Source organism: Streptomyces sp. CNT372 (genome assembly GCF_000377145.1).
Window position 1 is genome coordinate 402,079 of record NZ_KB897777.1, and the last position, 16,792, is coordinate 418,870.

Annotated in this window: 16 protein-coding genes; 9 read left to right on the forward strand and 7 right to left on the reverse strand. The window is 69.4% G+C overall.

Annotation, left to right across the window (positions count from 1 at the left end; all coding sequences use genetic code 11):
• Positions 1–352 precede the first annotated feature (352 nt).
• The 9 genes from rpmH to C593_RS0104405 all read left to right on the forward strand — a co-directional run bounded on the left by rpmH (position 353) and on the right by C593_RS0104405 (position 7,197).
• Positions 353–490: a 50S ribosomal protein L34 gene (gene rpmH / locus C593_RS0104370; protein WP_018846094.1), complete on the forward strand. Its 138-nt coding sequence runs from the start codon at positions 353–355 to the stop codon at positions 488–490.
• Positions 491–511: 21 nt separating this feature from the next.
• Complete coding sequence (gene rnpA / locus C593_RS0104375; RefSeq protein ID WP_026277338.1) at positions 512–883, forward strand: ribonuclease P protein component; 372 nt, start codon at positions 512–514, stop codon at positions 881–883.
• The gene (yidD, locus tag C593_RS31285) at positions 880–1,239 is read left to right on the forward strand and encodes a membrane protein insertion efficiency factor YidD (protein WP_078521165.1); all 360 of its coding nucleotides are present in this window, start codon (positions 880–882) and stop codon (positions 1,237–1,239) included. The genes rnpA and yidD overlap by 4 nt, the downstream gene beginning before the upstream one ends.
• 3 nt (positions 1,240–1,242) lie before the next feature.
• Positions 1,243–2,499 carry a membrane protein insertase YidC gene (gene yidC / locus C593_RS0104380; protein WP_018846096.1) on the forward strand — a complete coding sequence of 419 codons (1,257 nt, stop codon included), beginning with the start codon at positions 1,243–1,245 and terminating at the stop codon, positions 2,497–2,499.
• A gap of 15 nt (positions 2,500–2,514) precedes the next feature.
• Positions 2,515–3,027 (forward strand): R3H domain-containing nucleic acid-binding protein, encoded by a 513-nt coding sequence (locus C593_RS0104385; RefSeq protein WP_018846097.1) that lies wholly within the window; start codon positions 2,515–2,517, stop codon positions 3,025–3,027.
• Between the two features lie 113 nt (positions 3,028–3,140).
• Positions 3,141–3,857 (forward strand): 16S rRNA (guanine(527)-N(7))-methyltransferase RsmG, encoded by a 717-nt coding sequence (gene rsmG / locus C593_RS0104390; RefSeq protein ID WP_018846098.1) that lies wholly within the window; start codon positions 3,141–3,143, stop codon positions 3,855–3,857.
• Positions 3,858–4,105: 248 nt separating this feature from the next.
• Positions 4,106–5,179, forward strand: coding sequence for an AAA family ATPase (locus tag C593_RS0104395; RefSeq protein ID WP_078521167.1), 1,074 nt, complete (start codon positions 4,106–4,108; stop codon positions 5,177–5,179).
• Positions 5,176–6,282: a ParB/RepB/Spo0J family partition protein gene (locus tag C593_RS0104400; protein ID WP_078521169.1), complete on the forward strand. Its 1,107-nt coding sequence runs from the start codon at positions 5,176–5,178 to the stop codon at positions 6,280–6,282. Before C593_RS0104395 ends, C593_RS0104400 begins: the two co-directional genes overlap by 4 nt.
• 297 nt (positions 6,283–6,579) lie before the next feature.
• Positions 6,580–7,197 carry a GNAT family N-acetyltransferase gene (locus tag C593_RS0104405; protein WP_018846101.1) on the forward strand — a complete coding sequence of 206 codons (618 nt, stop codon included), beginning with the start codon at positions 6,580–6,582 and terminating at the stop codon, positions 7,195–7,197.
• Between the two features lie 72 nt (positions 7,198–7,269).
• On the opposite strand, the gene trxA is transcribed toward C593_RS0104405, so the two are convergent.
• The 7 genes from trxA to C593_RS0104440 all read right to left on the reverse strand — a co-directional run bounded on the left by trxA (position 7,270) and on the right by C593_RS0104440 (position 16,763).
• A complete protein-coding gene (gene trxA / locus C593_RS0104410; RefSeq protein ID WP_018846102.1) occupies positions 7,270–7,602 on the reverse strand; it encodes a thioredoxin in 333 nt (110 codons plus the stop codon).
• A 48-nt stretch (positions 7,603–7,650) separates the two neighbouring features.
• Positions 7,651–8,625: a thioredoxin-disulfide reductase gene (trxB, locus tag C593_RS0104415; protein WP_018846103.1), complete on the reverse strand. Its 975-nt coding sequence runs from the start codon at positions 8,623–8,625 to the stop codon at positions 7,651–7,653.
• Positions 8,626–8,748: 123 nt separating this feature from the next.
• A complete protein-coding gene (locus tag C593_RS0104420) occupies positions 8,749–9,639 on the reverse strand; it encodes a hypothetical protein (protein WP_026277340.1) in 891 nt (296 codons plus the stop codon).
• Positions 9,636–10,340, reverse strand: coding sequence for an RNA polymerase sigma factor SigM (gene sigM, locus C593_RS0104425; RefSeq protein WP_018846105.1), 705 nt, complete (start codon positions 10,338–10,340; stop codon positions 9,636–9,638). Before sigM ends, C593_RS0104420 begins: the two co-directional genes overlap by 4 nt.
• A gap of 27 nt (positions 10,341–10,367) precedes the next feature.
• Positions 10,368–12,086, reverse strand: coding sequence for a protein kinase family protein (locus C593_RS0104430; RefSeq protein WP_018846106.1), 1,719 nt, complete (start codon positions 12,084–12,086; stop codon positions 10,368–10,370).
• Between the two features lie 120 nt (positions 12,087–12,206).
• Positions 12,207–14,357 (reverse strand): murein biosynthesis integral membrane protein MurJ, encoded by a 2,151-nt coding sequence (murJ, locus tag C593_RS0104435; RefSeq protein WP_018846107.1) that lies wholly within the window; start codon positions 14,355–14,357, stop codon positions 12,207–12,209.
• 45 nt (positions 14,358–14,402) lie between these two features.
• Positions 14,403–16,763, reverse strand: a complete 2,361-nt coding sequence (locus tag C593_RS0104440; protein WP_026277341.1) for a DUF6049 family protein — start codon at positions 16,761–16,763, stop codon at positions 14,403–14,405.
• Positions 16,764–16,792: the final 29 nt, after the last annotated feature.

Genomic DNA, 16,792 nt, shown 5'->3' on the forward strand with positions numbered 1-16,792 from the left:
CTCTCTCGCAGGTCCCACGAATGTGTGGTTCTCGGGACGGGATAGGAAGACAGGCAGGAAAAGAATCCGAGTTCAGCCACGGTAGTCAGGCCGACCCGTGCGGTTCAAGTTGTTGTCCACAGCCTGTGCACAGTGGACCCCGGCCTCGACGTGGTTTGACCGGATGGCGTAGCCGCGCGTACCGTAACCAGGTCGAGTTGTCGATGGCTGCTGCCGCCTGCCTCCGATGGGCAAAGATCACGGTCTGTGATTGTGAAGCGGTGCACTCGGGCGTAATCGCGAGCTACTCGTGGGCGCACGGTGACAGCCAGGCGATGTCCCGCCATCAACGAATTACTTCTGGAGCCCCCGAGTGAGCAAGCGCACCTTCCAGCCGAACAACCGTCGTCGCGCGAAGACCCACGGTTTCCGCCTGCGCATGCGTACCCGTGCCGGCCGCGCCATCCTGGCGAACCGCCGCAGCAAGGGTCGCGCGAACCTGTCCGCCTGATCGCTTTTAACAGGTCATGACGTGCTGCCTACCGAGAATCGGCTGAGGCGGCGCGAGGACTTCGCGACTGCGGTACGCCGAGGACGCAGGGCCGGACGCCCGCTACTCGTCGTCCACCTTCGAAGCGGTGCCACGGACCCGCACGCGCCTGGGGAGAGCGCTTCCCCGACGTGTGCGGGTTTCGTCGTGAGCAAGGCCGTCGGTGGTGCCGTCGTCCGGAACAAGGTGAAGCGGAGACTGCGCCATCTCATGCGGGATCGGCTCACCCTGCTGCCCCCCGGTAGCCTGGTGGTGGTACGGGCGCTGCCCGGTGCGGGCGACGCCGACCACGCACAGCTGGCCCGAGACCTGGACGCCGCTCTCCAGCGGCTGCTGGGAGGGGGCGCGCGATGAAGTACCCGCTGCTGGCACTGATCAAGCTCTACCAGTGGACGATCAGCCCGCTGCTGGGGCCTGTGTGCCGGTACTACCCATCGTGTTCCCACTATGGATTCACGGCCATCGACCGGCACGGCGCCGTGAAGGGAACGGCCCTGACCGCCTGGCGGATCCTGCGGTGCAACCCGTGGTCGCCCGGCGGTGTGGATCACGTTCCTCCGCGCAAACGTCCTCGATGGCACGAGATGCTGCGCGACGCCTTGCGCGGCAACAAGGGCGGGCACTCCGCCACTGACGTGCCTGCCCCGGGATCGGCGGCCACGGCCCCGGGCCCGGCCGCAGAGACCTCGCCCAATGCTCAAGGAGCCTGATTAGTGGACACGATTGCCAGTCTCTTCAGTTTTATCACCACACCTGTCTCGTGGATCATCGTCCAGTTCCACAGTCTCTACGGGGCGATCTTCGGCCCGGACACGGGCTGGGCCTGGGGACTGTCCATCGTGTCGCTGGTGATCCTCATCCGGATCTGCCTGATCCCGCTCTTCGTGAAGCAGATCAAGTCGACCCGGAACATGCAGGCGCTCCAGCCGAAGATGAAGGCCATCCAGGAGCGCTACAAGAGCGACAAGCAGCGTCAGTCCGAAGAGATGATGAAGCTGTACAAGGAGACCGGGACCAACCCGCTCTCCTCGTGCCTTCCCATCCTGGCGCAGTCCCCGTTCTTCTTCGCCCTCTACCACGTGCTCAGCAAGATCGCCTCGGGTGACGAGATCGGTGTGCTGAACCAGAGCCTCGTGGACAGCGCCCGGCAGGCGCACATCTTCGGCGCCCCGATCGCCGCCAAGTTCACCGACTCCCCGGAGAAGGTCGAGGCCCTCAACGCCTCCCTCACGGACGTGCGCATCGTCACCGCGGTGATGATCGTCCTGATGTCGGCCTCGCAGTTCTTCACCCAGCGCCAGCTGATGATGAAGAACGTCGACCTCACGGTGAAGACCCCGTTCATGCAGCAGCAGAAGATGCTGATGTACATCTTCCCGGTGATCTTCGCCGTGATGGGCATCAACTTCCCGGTCGGTGTCCTCGTCTACTGGCTGACCACCAACGTGTGGACCATGGGCCAGCAGATGTACGTGATCAACCAGAACCCCACCCCGGGCAGCAAGGCACAGGACGCCTACCTCCAGCGCATGCTGAAGAGCGTCACCTCGCACGGCCAGGTCCGCTCCCGCCGTCACCGCAACGTCCTCCAGGTGATCGCGGCCAAGAGCACCAGCGACCGCAACGAGAACGAGCGCCGCCTCATCAGCGGTCTGGCCAAGGCCGGCCTCGCCGCCCAGGCGGACGGCACGGTGGTCAAGAGCGACACCGCCCTCGCCGAGGCCGAAGGCGGCGCCGCGCACCGCCGACAGCAGCCCAAGCGCCAGAGCAAGTCCCAGCGTCAGTCCGCTGCCGCGAAGGGCTCCGAGGGCGGCGGCACGGCCCCCAAGACGTCGCTCGACAAGGGCGACGCCGAGGGCTCCAAGCCCGCGCCCGGTGGCGGTGGCAAGGCCGCCGGCGCACCCCGTCAGCCCAAGTCCGCCCAGCGCAAGGGCCAGCAGCGCCCCAAGCACCCGTCCTCGAAGAAGTAACGAAGGAGTCGATCCGTGACGGAAGGCACCATCTCCGCCGCCGCCGAAGGTGGCGACACCCTGACCCGCCTGGAGCAGGAAGGGGAGATCGCGGCCGACTACCTCGAGGGTCTGCTGGACATCGCCGACCTCGACGGTGACATCGACATGGATGTCGAGGCGGACCGTGCGGCTGTCTCCATCATCAGCGACGGCGGCAGCCGGGATCTGCAGAAGCTCGTGGGGCGCGACGGCGAGGTTCTGGAGGCTCTGCAGGAGCTGACGCGGCTGGCCGTGCTCCGGGAGACCGGGGACCGCAGCCGTCTGATGCTGGACATCGCCGGCTTCCGGGCGCAGAAGCGTGCGGAGCTCGCCGAGATCGGTGCCAAGGCGGCCGGCGAGGTCAAGTCCACGGGCGAGCCGGTGAAGCTCGACCCGATGACCCCGTTCGAGCGCAAGGTCGTGCACGACGCGGTGGCCGCCGCGGGCCTGCGCAGCGAGTCCGAGGGCGAGGAGCCCCAGCGCTTCGTCGTTGTCCTCCCTGCCTGACCCCCGTTGTTCTGTCGGCCCCGTCTGTTCGCAGGCGGGGCCGATCTTTGTCAGCCTGAATGTCAGCCCACCACCGCCCGCTGGGGCAGTGCGGTACGGAAGGACGGTTTCCCGTGACGGAAGCAGAGGAGCTTCCTCAGGCGCCCGAGGCGGCGCGGACGGTTTTCGGTGAGTTCTTCCCGGAGGCCGTGAGGTACGCCGAGCTGTTGGCGGACGCGGGAGTGAAGCGCGGCCTCATCGGCCCCCGTGAGGTGCCGCGGCTCTGGGAGAGGCATCTCCTGAACTGTGCCGTGCTGTCCGAGGTGGTGCCGGAAGGGGTGACGGTCTGCGATGTGGGTTCGGGGGCGGGGCTGCCCGGGATTCCGCTCGCCCTGGCCCGCCGGGACCTCAAGATCACCTTGCTGGAGCCCCTGCTGCGCCGGACGAACTTCCTGCAGGAGGTCGTCGAGCTGCTGGGCCTGGACCATGTGACCGTGGTCCGGGGCCGGGCCGAGGAGATGCTCGGCAAGGTGCAGCCCGTCCATGTGGTGACGGCCCGCGCGGTGGCGCCCCTGGACCGTCTCGCAGGGTGGGGTGTCCCGTTGCTGCGGCCCTATGGCGAGATGCTCGCCCTCAAGGGAGACACCGCCGAGGAGGAACTGCACGGAGCCCGGGCCGCTCTCGGAAAGCTGGGTGTCGTCGAGACCTCGGTGCTCCAGGTGGGAGAGGGAATCGTCGACCCCCTCTCCACGGTGGTGCGCGTCGAGGTGGGCGAGAGCCCTGGCGGGGTGCGGTTCGCGGCGAAGAGGGCCAAGGCGGCGCGTACCAGCCGGTCCCGTCGGCGCAGGTAGTTACCGCGAGAGCCCGCACCATATGTTCCTTGTGCGGGCATTTCGGAGTGTCGTCCTCGTGCCGCCTCGCCCGTCCGGGCATCGTGTTTCACGTGAAACGTCGCTCACTGCTGCAGGGAATCATCAGCCGTGGCCGTGCGGCCGCCCCGACCAGGGGGCGAAAGCCCCTCGTGCGGGCTACCGAGTTGTCCACAGAGGTGGATTCCTCCACAGAACCACGGGGCTCGCTGGTTCACGACCCCGAAAGCATGGCAGGCTCTGTTCATTGCGAGCCTGATGTCGAGGAGAGTGAATCCTTGCGGTCCGACGCCAACATTGCGGGACCGATGACCGATCCGGTCCCCGGTCCCCGTACCGAGTTCACGGCGGAGGATGTTTCACGTGAAACACCGCCGCCGATGGACGACACCCCCATTGGTCGGGCTGCTCAGCTCGCCGTGGCGGCGCTGGGGCGTGCCGGAGAGGGGCTGCCCCGACCCGAACAGACCCGTGTCATGGTGGTCGCCAACCAGAAGGGCGGTGTGGGGAAGACCACCACGACGGTCAACCTGGCCGCGTCACTCGCCTTGCACGGCGCCCGCGTGCTGGTGGTGGACCTCGACCCGCAGGGCAATGCCTCCACGGCACTGGGGATCGACCACCACGCGGAAGTCCCCTCCATCTACGACGTCCTGGTGGACAGCCGGCCCCTCTCCGAAGTGGTCCAGCCGGTTCCCGACGTCGAAGGTCTTTTCTGCGCCCCTGCCACCATCGATCTCGCCGGTGCGGAGATCGAGTTGGTGTCGCTGGTGGCGCGGGAGAGCAGACTGCAGCGCGCCATCCAGGCGTACGAGCAGCCGCTGGACTACATCCTCATCGACTGCCCACCGTCGCTCGGGCTGCTGACCGTGAACGCCCTGGTCGCCGGAGCCGAGGTCCTCATTCCCATCCAGTGCGAGTACTACGCGCTGGAAGGACTGGGTCAGCTGCTGCGGAACGTCGACCTGGTGCGCGGTCACCTCAACCCCGCGCTCCATGTCTCCACGATCCTCCTCACGATGTACGACGGCCGGACACGGCTCGCCTCGCAGGTGGCGGAGGAAGTGCGAAGCCACTTCGGCGAAGAGGTCCTGCGCACGAGCATCCCGCGCTCCGTCCGTATCTCGGAGGCCCCGAGCTATGGCCAGACGGTCCTCACCTACGATCCGGGTTCCAGCGGTTCCCTGTCGTATCTTGAGGCGGCCAGGGAGATCGCACTGCGTGGCGTCGGCCTGCGCTACGACCCGCAGCACGCCCACACAGTGCAGAACGCGCAGCAGAACATGTCGGAGGGGATCCAGTGAGTGAGCGACGTAGAGGACTCGGACGCGGGCTCGGCGCACTGATTCCCGCAGCTCCGCAGGAGAAGCAGGTCTCCCCGTCGAGCACGAGCCCGGCTTCTTCACCCGGGTCTCCCCTGCTGACCGCGGACCGCGGGGTGGCGGCGGCCAAGGTCACGACCCTCCCTGCGGCGGCCCCGGCCCCTGATGCGGGCACCACTCCGGTCGCGGAGCAGCAGGCCGATCCCCGGGCGGCGGAGCCGGCGGGCGCACACTTCGCCGAGGTACCGCTCGACGCCATCACGCCGAACCCCCGGCAGCCCCGCGAGGTCTTCGACGAGGACGCCCTCGCCGAGCTGATCACCTCGATCAGGGAAGTCGGCCTGCTCCAGCCCGTGGTGGTCCGGCAGCTCGGGCCGGACCGCTACGAGCTCATCATGGGTGAGCGCCGCTGGCGTGCCTGCCGTGAGGCCGGCCTCGAACGGATTCCGGCGATCGTCCGGCACACCGAGGACGAGAAGCTTCTCCTGGACGCCCTCCTGGAGAACCTCCACCGGGCGCAGCTGAACCCGCTGGAGGAGGCGGCCGCCTACGACCAGCTCCTCAAGGACTTCAACTGCACCCATGACCAGCTCGCGGACCGCATCGGGCGTTCGCGTCCACAAGTGTCCAACACCCTCCGCCTGCTGAAGCTCTCCCCTTCGGTCCAGCGCCGGGTGGCGGCCGGTGTGCTGTCCGCCGGTCACGCCCGGGCTCTGCTCTCCGTGGACGACTCGGAGGATCAGGACCGGCTTGCCCACCGGATCGTGGCCGAGGGGCTCTCGGTGCGTGCGGTGGAGGAGATCGTCTCCGTCCTCAACTCCTCCGTCGCCAAGAGCTCGCCCAAGCCCAAGGGGCCACGTGCGGGAGCCCGTCTCTCCCCCGCGCTCAGCGACCTCGCCTCGCGTCTCTCCGACCGCTTCGAGACCAGGGTCAAGGTCGACCTCGGCCAGAAGAAGGGGAAGATCGTCGTGGAGTTCGCGTCGATGGAGGATCTGGAGCGCATCCTCGGGACGCTGGCACCCGGCGAGGGCCGCGTCCTGGACTCGGGCACCGCTGAGGAGCCCTCCGAGGAAGACGCCTCCTAGGCGTTCCGGCGGACAGGGCGGGCCGTGTTCCTTTACGGAACACGGCCCGCCCCTTTGCCGTTTGCGCGGTACCCGTGCCGGTCCTGGGTGGATACGATGCGTTCTGGTAGGGCGCATCCACCTTGAGCCACCTCAGAGGAGGGCGGGGGCCGTGCGAGCCGTGAGCCGGAGCCGACTTGTCACAGTAGGCCTGGGACTGGGAGCAGTGGGCGGATTCGTCAGCAGTCTGCTCCGGGAGAGGAACGCGCTGGCCGCGGCACTCGGTGCGGCAGATCAGAGAGGTGAGGAACAGCCTTCATGGGGCGTCGGCTCGTACCACTCACACTGGACAACCTCGCGGACCTTCCCGCGCGCTGTCGTTCGTGTGTCTTCTGGGAGCTCGACCCGGTCAGCGGGGAAGCCGCGGTAGAGGCCGGAACTCCCCAGCTCGAGAAGGAGGCATGGATCTCGGCGGTTCTTCTCGAGTGGGGCTCCTGCGGCCGCGTGGTCTATGTCGACGACACCCCGGTCGGCTTCGTTCTCTATGCCCCGCCCGCGTACGTTCCCCGTTCGACGGCCTTTCCGACGAGCCCGGTCTCGCCCGACGCCGTTCAGCTGATGACCGCCTGGGTCATGCCCGGCTATCAGGGCCAGGGTCTGGGGAGGGTGATCGTGCAGACCGTGGCGAAGGATCTGCTCCGCAGGGGATTCCGCGCGATCGAGGCGTTCGGTGATGCGCGCTGGAAGGAGCCCGGATGCCTGCTGCCGGCGGATCATCTGCTGGCAGTGGGCTTCAAGACGGTGCGCCCCCATCCGGTGCATCCGCGTCTGCGGCTGGAGCTGCGGACCACGCTCTCCTGGAAGGAAGACGTGGAGATGGCGCTGGACCGCTTGCTCGGAGCGGTCCAGAAGGAGCCGGCGCTGCGCCCCCTGTGACGGGAGGAACGCAGCTGGGCCCGACACCCTCCGGGGTGTCGGGCCCAGCGATGTTTCATGTGAAACAGTCTGCTACTCGCCGATGAAGCTCTCCAGGTCGCGGATGATCGCGGCCTTCGGCTTGGCACCGACGATGGTCTTGGCCACCTCGCCGTTCTGGTAGACGTTGAGGGTGGGGATGGACATCACGCCGTACTTGGCGGCAGTGGCCGGGTTCTCGTCGATGTTGAGCTTGACGATCTGGATCTTGTCGCCGTGCTCGGCTGCGATGGCCTCCAGCGAGGGCGCGATCTGACGGCACGGGCCGCACCAGGTCGCCCAGAAGTCCACCAGCACGGGCTTGTCGCTCTTCAGGACATCTTCTTCGAAGGTGTCGTCGGTCACGTTCTTCAGGGCGCCGGCCACGGCGGCCTCCTTCACTTCTCTGCGGGGTGTGGGAGTGCGGTACGGGGGTCAGACGGCGGGGGTCTTCTCCGGCTCGGGGGCCTTCTCGCTGTCGGCGAGGGCGGCCAGGAAGCGTTCCGCGTCCAGGGCGGCGGAGCAGCCGGTGCCCGCGGCCGTGATCGCCTGACGGTAGGTGTGGTCGACGACGTCGCCCGCGGCGAAGACACCCGTGAGGTTGGTACGCGTCGACGGGGAGTCGACCTTGAGGTAGCCCTCGGAGTCCAGGTCGAGCTGGCCCTTGAAGAGCTCCGTGCGTGGGTCGTGGCCCACGGCGATGAACAGGCCCGTGACGGCGAGCGGGGAGGTTTCGCCGTTCTTGGTGTTGCGCAGGGTCAGCCCGGTGAGCTTCTGGTCCCCGTGGATCTCGGCGACCTCGCTGTCCCAGGCGAAGGAGATCTTGGGGTCGGCGAAGGCCCGCTCCTGCATCGCCTTGGAGGCGCGCAGGGTGTCACGGCGGTGGACGATGGTGACGGACTTGGCGAAGCGCGAAAGGAAGGTGGCCTCCTCCATCGCGGTGTCCCCGCCGCCGATCACGGCGATGTCCTGGTCCTTGAAGAAGAAGCCGTCACAGGTCGCGCACCAGGAGACGCCACGGCCGGAGAGCACGTCCTCGTTGGGCAGTCCGAGCTTCCGGTGCTGGGAGCCGGTGGTCACGATGACGGCCTTGGCGCGGTGCACCGTTCCGGCGGTGTCCGTGACGGTCTTGATCTCGCCAGTGAGGTCGACCGCGACGACGTCGTCGGGGACCAGTTCGGCACCGAAGCGCTCGGCCTGGGCGCGCATGTTGTCCATCAGGTCCGGGCCCATGATCCCGTCGCGGAAACCGGGGAAGTTCTCCACATCGGTCGTGTTCATCAGTGCGCCACCGGCGGTGACGGCACCTTCGAACACCAGCGGCTTGAGAGAAGCACGTGCGGTGTAGAGGGCGGCCGTGTAGCCCGCGGGCCCGGAGCCGATGATGATCACGTTACGGACGTCGCTCACGGATGTGTTCCTCGTCTCTGGGGACTGCCTACTGCCTACGGGGGCGGTTCATCGCTCTCACCCCACCCAACGGATCCTACGGGGCGGGCATTCCCGGGACGCCGCGGCGGCACAGGCAGGGGCTCACTGCCGAGGGTAGGTCCTGGTCAGCAGAAGGGAACCGGTCGGGGTGTCCGAGCTGCCGACGCAGTCGGCGTCCACGACATAGGCCGTGACCCGGGTGTCGTCTCCGCGGTCGGGGAGGACGACGAGATAGGCGTCCTCTCCTGCGTAATCGCCGCGTTCGAAGGCGATCGGCTGTTCCGCGCGGCCAGTACCGCGCTGCACGCACTCGGGGAGGGTGTCGCCGGGGGAGCTTCTGGGCGAGACGGCCTCGGCCTCGGCGGAAGGCATCTTCTCGATGCGCGGTTCAGCGGACGTGACGCCGGCCGCCAGCAGCGAGTCCACCCGCTCCTGAACCGGTGCGCCGGCGAAGTCCTCGGCGGTCCTGCCGGTGCTCGCGTCGCTTGCCGTGCCCGATTCGCCGGACGTGGTGGTGGACAGCGACTGGGTGAGGAGCACGCTCACACCGACGGCCGCGACACCGAGGACGGCGCTCAGAACGACGGCGCGCCGGCGGCGCCGGGGCCTGCTGCGGCCCGGTCCGGAAGCGGCACGGGGGTGACCCGCCGGCCGGTCCGGAGTCGCACCGATCCTGTCGGAGGCCGTGGAACCGGTTGGTGTTTCACGTGAAACATCGTCGGAGCCCCTCGGAGCGGTGGCGCTGAGCAGAGCTTCGGCCGCGAGAGCCGCGTCGATACGGCCCGCGACGTCCGAGGGCATACGACTGGGGCCGGGCAGGGTCCCGAGGAGTCCTCTGATCTCTTCGAGAGAGGTATGCACGTCCGCACAGAGCTCGCACTCGGAGAGGTGTCGGCGCACATCGGCGGACTGCGACGGAGTGAGCAGTCCTTCGGTGAGATCGGAGATCTCGGAGACATCGGGGTGCCGATTCGCATCGGTCGAGGAAGTCACGCGCGTCCACCTCCACCCTTCATTGCCGCCGGACCGTTCGGCCCCTGCTCATTCGCTCCCGACGCCGGTGGGACGGATGTCCCCGCCGTCCGGTTCCCTCCCCCGGAGAGATCGGCGTTATCCCCGCCGGAGCCGCGCAGATGGCTGACCATCGGCAGCAGCCGGGCCCGCCCCCGCGCGCACCGGCTCTTGACGGTCCCGGTCGGCACACCGAGGATCTCGGCCGCCTCTGCCACGGGATACCCCTGCATGTCCACCAGGACCAGTGCCGCTCGCTGGTCGCCGGGAAGCCTGCTCAGCGCGGCCAGGAGTTCCCGGTGCAGATCCTGCCGCTCCGCCGGTGCTTCCGCGGACTCCTGCGGCTCCAGCAGCTCTTCCAGGCGCTCCGGGTCGTCCACCGGGGAGGTCTTGCGGGATGCGGCCTTGCGGACCCGGTCCAGGCAGGCGTTCACCGTGATGCGGTGCAGCCAGGTGGTGACCGCCGACCGTCCCTGGAAGGTGTGGGCCGCGCGGAAGGCCGAGACAAGCGCGTCCTGGACGGCGTCGGCGGCCTCCTCCCTGTCTCCCAGGGTGCGCAGCGCCACCGCCCAGAGACGGTCGCGGTGGCGCCGTACGAGTTCACCGAAGGCGTCGGGGTCTCCGGCGACATGGCGGGCCAGAAGCTCCTGGTCGTCGGCGTCGCCGAGGGCCGGGTCGTTCAACAATGAGCCCCTCCCCTCGTCACGCCGTCAGCCGGTGAAGGAGACGTCCGTGATCCCCTGCTTGTGCCCGGGATCGCTGTATCCATCCTGAGGCGAGTGAGGCATCGCCGTCATCCAGAGCAGCACGTACCGGGTGTTCACCGGCTTCTCGGCGGTCAGCTCGAGCGCCGTGTCGCTGGTCCGCCCGGTGGCGATCCGCTCCATCGAGGAGACGGGACCCGACGGGGACAGGGAGTTCACCGCGTAGAGGCTGATCTTCGTGTGATCGCCCCCGAACCGCAGCGCTATGGAGCCGCCGGACACCGGCTTCTCCGCGCCGAGGTCGTAGACGATGCCCACACCCTGCTTGATGGAGGGAGCGAACTCCGGACCGTCCAGGTAACTCTTGGTGCGCCAGAACGTCGAGCTGTCGCCGTCGTGGGTGGCGCCCACCGCGTCGGTGTTCTGCGGCTTGCCGTCGGGTGCGTACTCCTGTGCGCCCTGGATCGCGAAGGGCTGCGGAGCCTTCGGCTTCTCGTTTCCCTCCTCGCCGGTGGTCTCCGAGGCAGGCGGATTGCGGTCCGTCCCGCCTCGTTCGAGGAGCCTGTCGGCGATCTGCCAGCTCCCCAGGCCCAGTGCCGCGATGAGCAGGGCGGAGACGGTCCACTTCAGTGCCTTGCCCGTCCTGCTCTGGAAGGGCGGGGGCGGAGCGGCGACAGACGGGACCACGTTGGTCGCCGTGGTGCCCGGGCGGCCGTAGGCGCCCGGCTGGTAGCCCGTCCGCTGGTACTCGGGAGGGGCGGCGAAGACCGGCTCCGGCGGGCGGATACGGGGCATCGCCGCCACGGCCTTGGCCAGCTCGTCGGGCGTGGTGCACGGCGGCTCCTGGCGGGAGGCCGTGGCGCCGTCGTTGACGAGGGCGCGCATGGCCAGCTCGGACAGCCCCCGATGGACGCCCGCTCGAACCTGGTCGGGGGCGACCAGACCGACCCCCTTGGGCAGGCCCGTGAGGCCGTAGGCGTCGCTCTCGTAGGGCCAGCGCTGGGTGAGTGCCGCGTAGAGAAGGGCGCCGATCGCTTCGGTGTCGGTGCGCTGCGGGCGGTCGTCGGTGATGCCGCGCAGGGCGGCGTTCACCGCGAGGCCGCGGATCCGGTACTGGCCGGTGGAGGTGCGCAGCACCGCGCCGGGGGTCAGGCGCAGATGGGAGAGACCTTCGCGGTGTGCCGCGGTCATCGCCAACGACACCTGCTCGACGAGCTGGTAGGCGTCGTGCGCCTCCAGCGGGCCGGTGGCGAGGAGGGTGGTCAGCTCCACCGCGTCCGGGAGCCACTCATGGACGACGTAGACGAGGTCGTTCTCCTCGACGGCGTCCAGCACCTGGACGAAGCGCGGGTCGCCCAGCAGGGCGGAGGAGCGGGCGGCGGCGAGGACGGACCGGGCCCGCGGGTGCTCCGCGGGCAGGAGGTGGACCCCCACGGCCCGGCGCAGCTTCTCGTCGACCGCGCGCCAACTGCTGAAACCGTCCAGCCGGGTGACGCACTCTTCGAGGCGGTAGCGGTTGGCGAGCTTGTGCCCGCTGTGCAGTTCGGGCGCCGCGACCGGGGAAGCCGTCCCCCCGCCCTCGTCGCCCCCTTCCGGTGCGGTCCTGTCCGCAGACTCCTGGGATTCAGCCGCCCCGTCGGTCGTGGCCTTGCGCTTCCGCGCGGTCAGCGAGTCGTCCCCGCCGTTGTCGGCCACGTCGACGGCAGCCGTGCTACGTTCCGCCACCGTCGTTCCTGCCTCCCCATCCGTTGCGTCATAGTCGAACGCCAAGCCAATTGTGCCCACAGTCCCGCGCTATGCACGACACACGGCGTCGGGCGATGGTTGTGCCAGGGCCGCTCCGTCCTACCGTCCGAGACGTCCGCGCACCATGCCGACCAGCGCGTTGAGCTCCGTGATCCGCATCTTCCTGGCAGCCACGAAGAAGACGCCCAGGAGGACGATTCCACCGGCCACGAGAGCGACGAGCGAACCCCCGGCCCCGCTGCCGAGCGCCGTCACCACTCCGAAGGCCACCGCGCCGGCGGCGACCGCGGCGGGTACCGAGGCCAGGCACAGCCGTGCGTAGGTCCGCAGGACGTGGGTGCCGTCCAGGTCCCCGTCGAGGCGCTTCCTGAGCCGGCGCCAGGCCACGCCCACACCGACCGCGTAGGCGAGGCCGTAGGAGGCGGCCATGCCCACGACCGCCCAGCGGGCCGGGAGCAGCGCATAACACAGGGCGGATGCCGCCGCGTTGACCGCGGCCACGATGACGGTGTTGTAGAAGGGCGTCCTGGTGTCCTCGTAGGCGTAGAAACCGCGGAGGACGACGTACTGCACCGAGTAGGGGATCAGGCCGAGGCCGAAGGCCATCAGGATGAAGCCCATGCCCTGCGCGGCCTCCTGGCCGCTGGAGGCGAAGAGCAGCATGGACATCGGGACACCGAGGGCGAGGAAGGCGAACGCGACGGGCACGATGGCCACCGCGGAGTTGCGCAGGCCCTGCGAGATGTCGTCCCGGACGGCGCCCGGGTCGCCGTCGTGCGCGGCGCGGGAGAGCCGGGGCAGCAGGGCGGCCATGACGGAGACCGTGATGATGGCCTGTGGCATGCCCCAGATGAGCTGGGCGTTGGTGTAGGCGATGAAGCCCGCGCCCTGGCGTCCGGACGCCTCACCGGCCGCGGTGGCCAGCTGGGTCACCACCAGGACGCCGGCCTGGTTGGCGAGGACGAAGAGCACCGTCCACTTCGCCAGCTTCACCGTCTTGCCGAGGCCGTGGCCCTTCCAGTCGAAGCGGGGACGGAAGCGGAAGCCGGTCTCGCGGAGGTACGGGATCATCGCGAGCGCCTGGACGACCAGGCCGAGCAGGGTGCCGATACCGAGGAGCCGGACACCGTCCGGGGGGATGGTCTGCACACCCATCTGGGACTCGGCCGAGGTGCCGTACACCCAGATGAAGAGCCCGAAGGTGGTGATCATGACGATGTTGTTGAGGACCGGGGTCCACATCATCGCGCCGAACTTGCCGCGGGCGTTGAGGATCTGGCCCATGACCACGTGAATGCCCATGAAGAAGATCGTGGGCAGGCAGTAGCGGGCGAAGGTGACCGCGACGCCGTTGGCGGCCGGATCGCTCGCGATCGTGTCCGACATGAGCTGGATCAGGAGCGGTGCCGCGAACACGGCCAGCAGGACGATGGCGCCCAGGGCGACCATCACCAGCGTCAGCAGGCGGTTGGCGAAGGCCTCGCCGCCGTCCTCGTCGTCCTTCATCGCCCGGACGAGCTGGGGGACGAAGACTGAGTTGAGGCCGCCGCCGACGGTGAGGATGTAGATCATCGTCGGCAGGGTGTAGGCGACGGTGTAGGTGTCGCCGAGGAGCGCGGCGCCGAGCGCCGCCGTGATGACCAGGCTCCGGACGAATCCGGTCAGCCGTGAGACGAGCGTGCCGGCGGCCATCACGGCGCTGGACTTCAGCAGCCCGGAGGCGCGCCCGGCAGGCTTCTTCGGCGGCACCGGGGCCGGCACGGGCTCGGGGGCGGGCGTGGGCTGCCCGGAGGCCTGCTGGTCCCGGAAGAGGTGTGCGAAGGCGTCCGGCTCCGGCCTGTCCTCGGAGGCGCGGGTGACGAGGTCGTCCACGCCGGTGAACTGGGTCGTCCGGGCGTCGTCCCCGTACGGGAGATGACGGGAGGGGCCGGCCGGCTCCGGCGGCGGGGTCTGGGCCCAGACCCGGGGGTCGGGGGCGTACGGGGGCGCGGCGGGCTGCTGGTAGAGCGCCTGGGGGTCCTGGTACGTGCCCGGCGGCGGGGGCGGGTGCGCCGAGCGGTCGTAGAGCGCCTCGGTCACCGGGTCCTGTGCCGACAGGTCCCGGGCCTGGAACGGATCCGGTGTGTAGGCGTCCTGGACATAGGGGTCCTGCGCGTACGGGTCCGTGGTGGGGTGCTGCGGCGCCGGGTCGCGTCCGGCGGAGTCTCCGCCCGCGCCCTGGCCGCGGTCACCGTCGTACGGCGCGTTCATGACTACCCCACCTCATCGTCCCCGGCCGACCGGCCACGACATCGCTCAACGGTCCACTTTCTCACCGGCGCCCGACGGGTCGCCGCTTTCGGGTCGGGTGTCCGGCCGCGGGTCACTCGGCTGCTCGGGTTCCGGGCCCGGGACGCCGGGAGCGACATCCGCGCCGGCCGGTTCCCCGCGCGCCTTCCCCGCTTCGGTGTCCGCCTCGGTGTGTGCCTCGGCGGCCGCCGCTTCGAGGGCGGCGGCGCGCTTCCGCTGGGTGTACATCCTGATGCCCGCGAGGACAAGAAGCAGCACGCCGCCCGCGATCACCAGCATCACCTGGGGGGTGATCTCCGAGACCTTCACCGTGAACGTCATGGCCTCGCCGTAGGGCTTGCCGTCCTTGGTGAACAACTGCGCGGTCATCTGGACCTGGCCGTTCGCCTTGGCCGCGGCCGGGAACTTCACCGTCTGGCTGTGGCCGCCGCCGACCCGGACGGGCTGCTCGGTGACCGCCCGGCCGTCCAGCCCGAGACGGGTCGGGCTCTGGGACTGGAGCCGCAGCACGAGGTCGTCGACGTCCTGGACGAGCTGGTTCTGCACGGTGACCGGGATCATCGCGCTGCGGCCCGACAGGGTCACATCCGACTTCTGGATGAGCTGGACCTCTTCCGTGAGGTCCTGCAGATAGGTCCGCACACCCTGCCGGTACTCGGCCGCGCCCACGGGGTTGCCCCGCCAGGACGTGGAGAGCTCCCGGTCGACGGCCCGGCCGAACGGCGTCCTCACCCGGTCGGCCTCGGTGAGGATGCCCTCGAACATGTCGAGGGTCCGCTGGGTGCTCCGGATGTCCTGGAACGCCTCGACCGGCAGCTCCTGCTTCCGCAGTTTCGCCGGGTACGCGGCCGCCCGGGGCACCGCCGTGTTGGCGTCGGCGTCCGGCTTGGCCTCTGCCGCGCGCGGCAGGTCGAGCGGCTGGCTCCACCGCTTGGCCTCCAGCGCCTGGAGCGCACGGGCCATCGACTGCGCCTGGGTCGCCGTGGGAACGCGCTGCGGGGCGACCACGATGCTCCGCTGCTTCTCCGGATCCTGCAGCGTCACGGTGAGGGAGTGGGCGAGGAACTTCTGCACGGCCAGGGTGGAGGCGCCGGCGCCCGTCATATCGCCCTCGAAGGCTTGGGAGAGCCGGGAGTCGGCCACCACCGCCGTCGTGCCGCCTCCGACGGGCCTGGCGGCCGTCGGGGTGTAGGCGAGGTTGTCCCGGAGGCTGTCGCTCCGTGCGATGACGTTGTGGGCACCCGCGGAGGTCGCGACATCGACGATCGAGGAGTCGATCGCCCCGTCGACCGGCCAGGCGAAGTCCACCGAGGGCTTCACATGGAGGACGGTCTCCACGGTCGTCGCCGCGACTTCGGTGGCCGGCTGGAGGTGGCTGAGCGAGCCGGAGACGGCCTTGCCGCGGTGGGCGAGCGAGGCGAGGTCGGGATCGGCGAACGGCAGGGCGACCACCTTGTCGTCCTGTACGGCGGCCTCCAGCGACTTCAGCCAGCGCTTGGCCACGTCCCGGTTGGTGCCGGGCACGGTGGTGTCGCCCTGCTTGACCTCGTACTTCTCGGCCATGGCGTCCACGGTGGCCAGCAGGTCCGGGTCGATGACCCAGGTCACCGGCAGTGTGCTGCCGAGGGTGACCATCTGCTCCAGGCGCCCGCCCGGGGACAACTCCTTGACCAGGGACTCGTCCTCGAAGACCGGGGTCTGCTGTTCGTCGGAGCCGGTCTCGGAAGTGAGGTGCGTCGACGAGATCAGCGGCCAGAGATACGTGAGCTGGGTCTTCTTCTCGGTGGCTTCCGGCTGCCAGGGAAGGAAGGTCCGCTCGATGCCGAGGACCTGGTCGTAGGCGAAGTCCGGAGTCCGGCCGGAGAGGGAGACTCCCAGGGGGTAGACCCCGCCGTCCTCGCCGAGGTCGAGCTTGTCGAGGGGGACGGAGAGGGTGAAGTCGTGGCTGATGCCGGACGCCAGCCGCGGGATGTCCACCGCGAACTTGTCGTCGATCTTCTGCCCGTCGAGCACCGGGTCGAAGCCGGTCCGCTCGGACGCCTGGTCGATGGCGGTCCGGCCGGACAGCTTCGGCCCGACGCGGAGATCGACATGGGCGTCGGTGATCGTGCGCTTGCTGCGGTTGATCACCGTGCCGGACACGGTGAGGGTGTCCTTCTCGCCGGGGGCGGCGGGCGTCATCGCGTCCAGGGACACGTCGACGGTCCGGGTGCCTGTGGCGTCCTCCGCGGCCGCTGCGGGAGTCGCGGTCGGCCCGTACAGCAGTCCGGCCATGAGTGGTACGCCGGCGATCACGGAGGCTGTGCGTCGCAGCCACCGGCGTGCAGGAGAAAGGTGCATCTCCTGGAAGTCTGCCGCCTCGGCCACGCGCTCGCCCGTCCCTCGTCGTCGTGCCT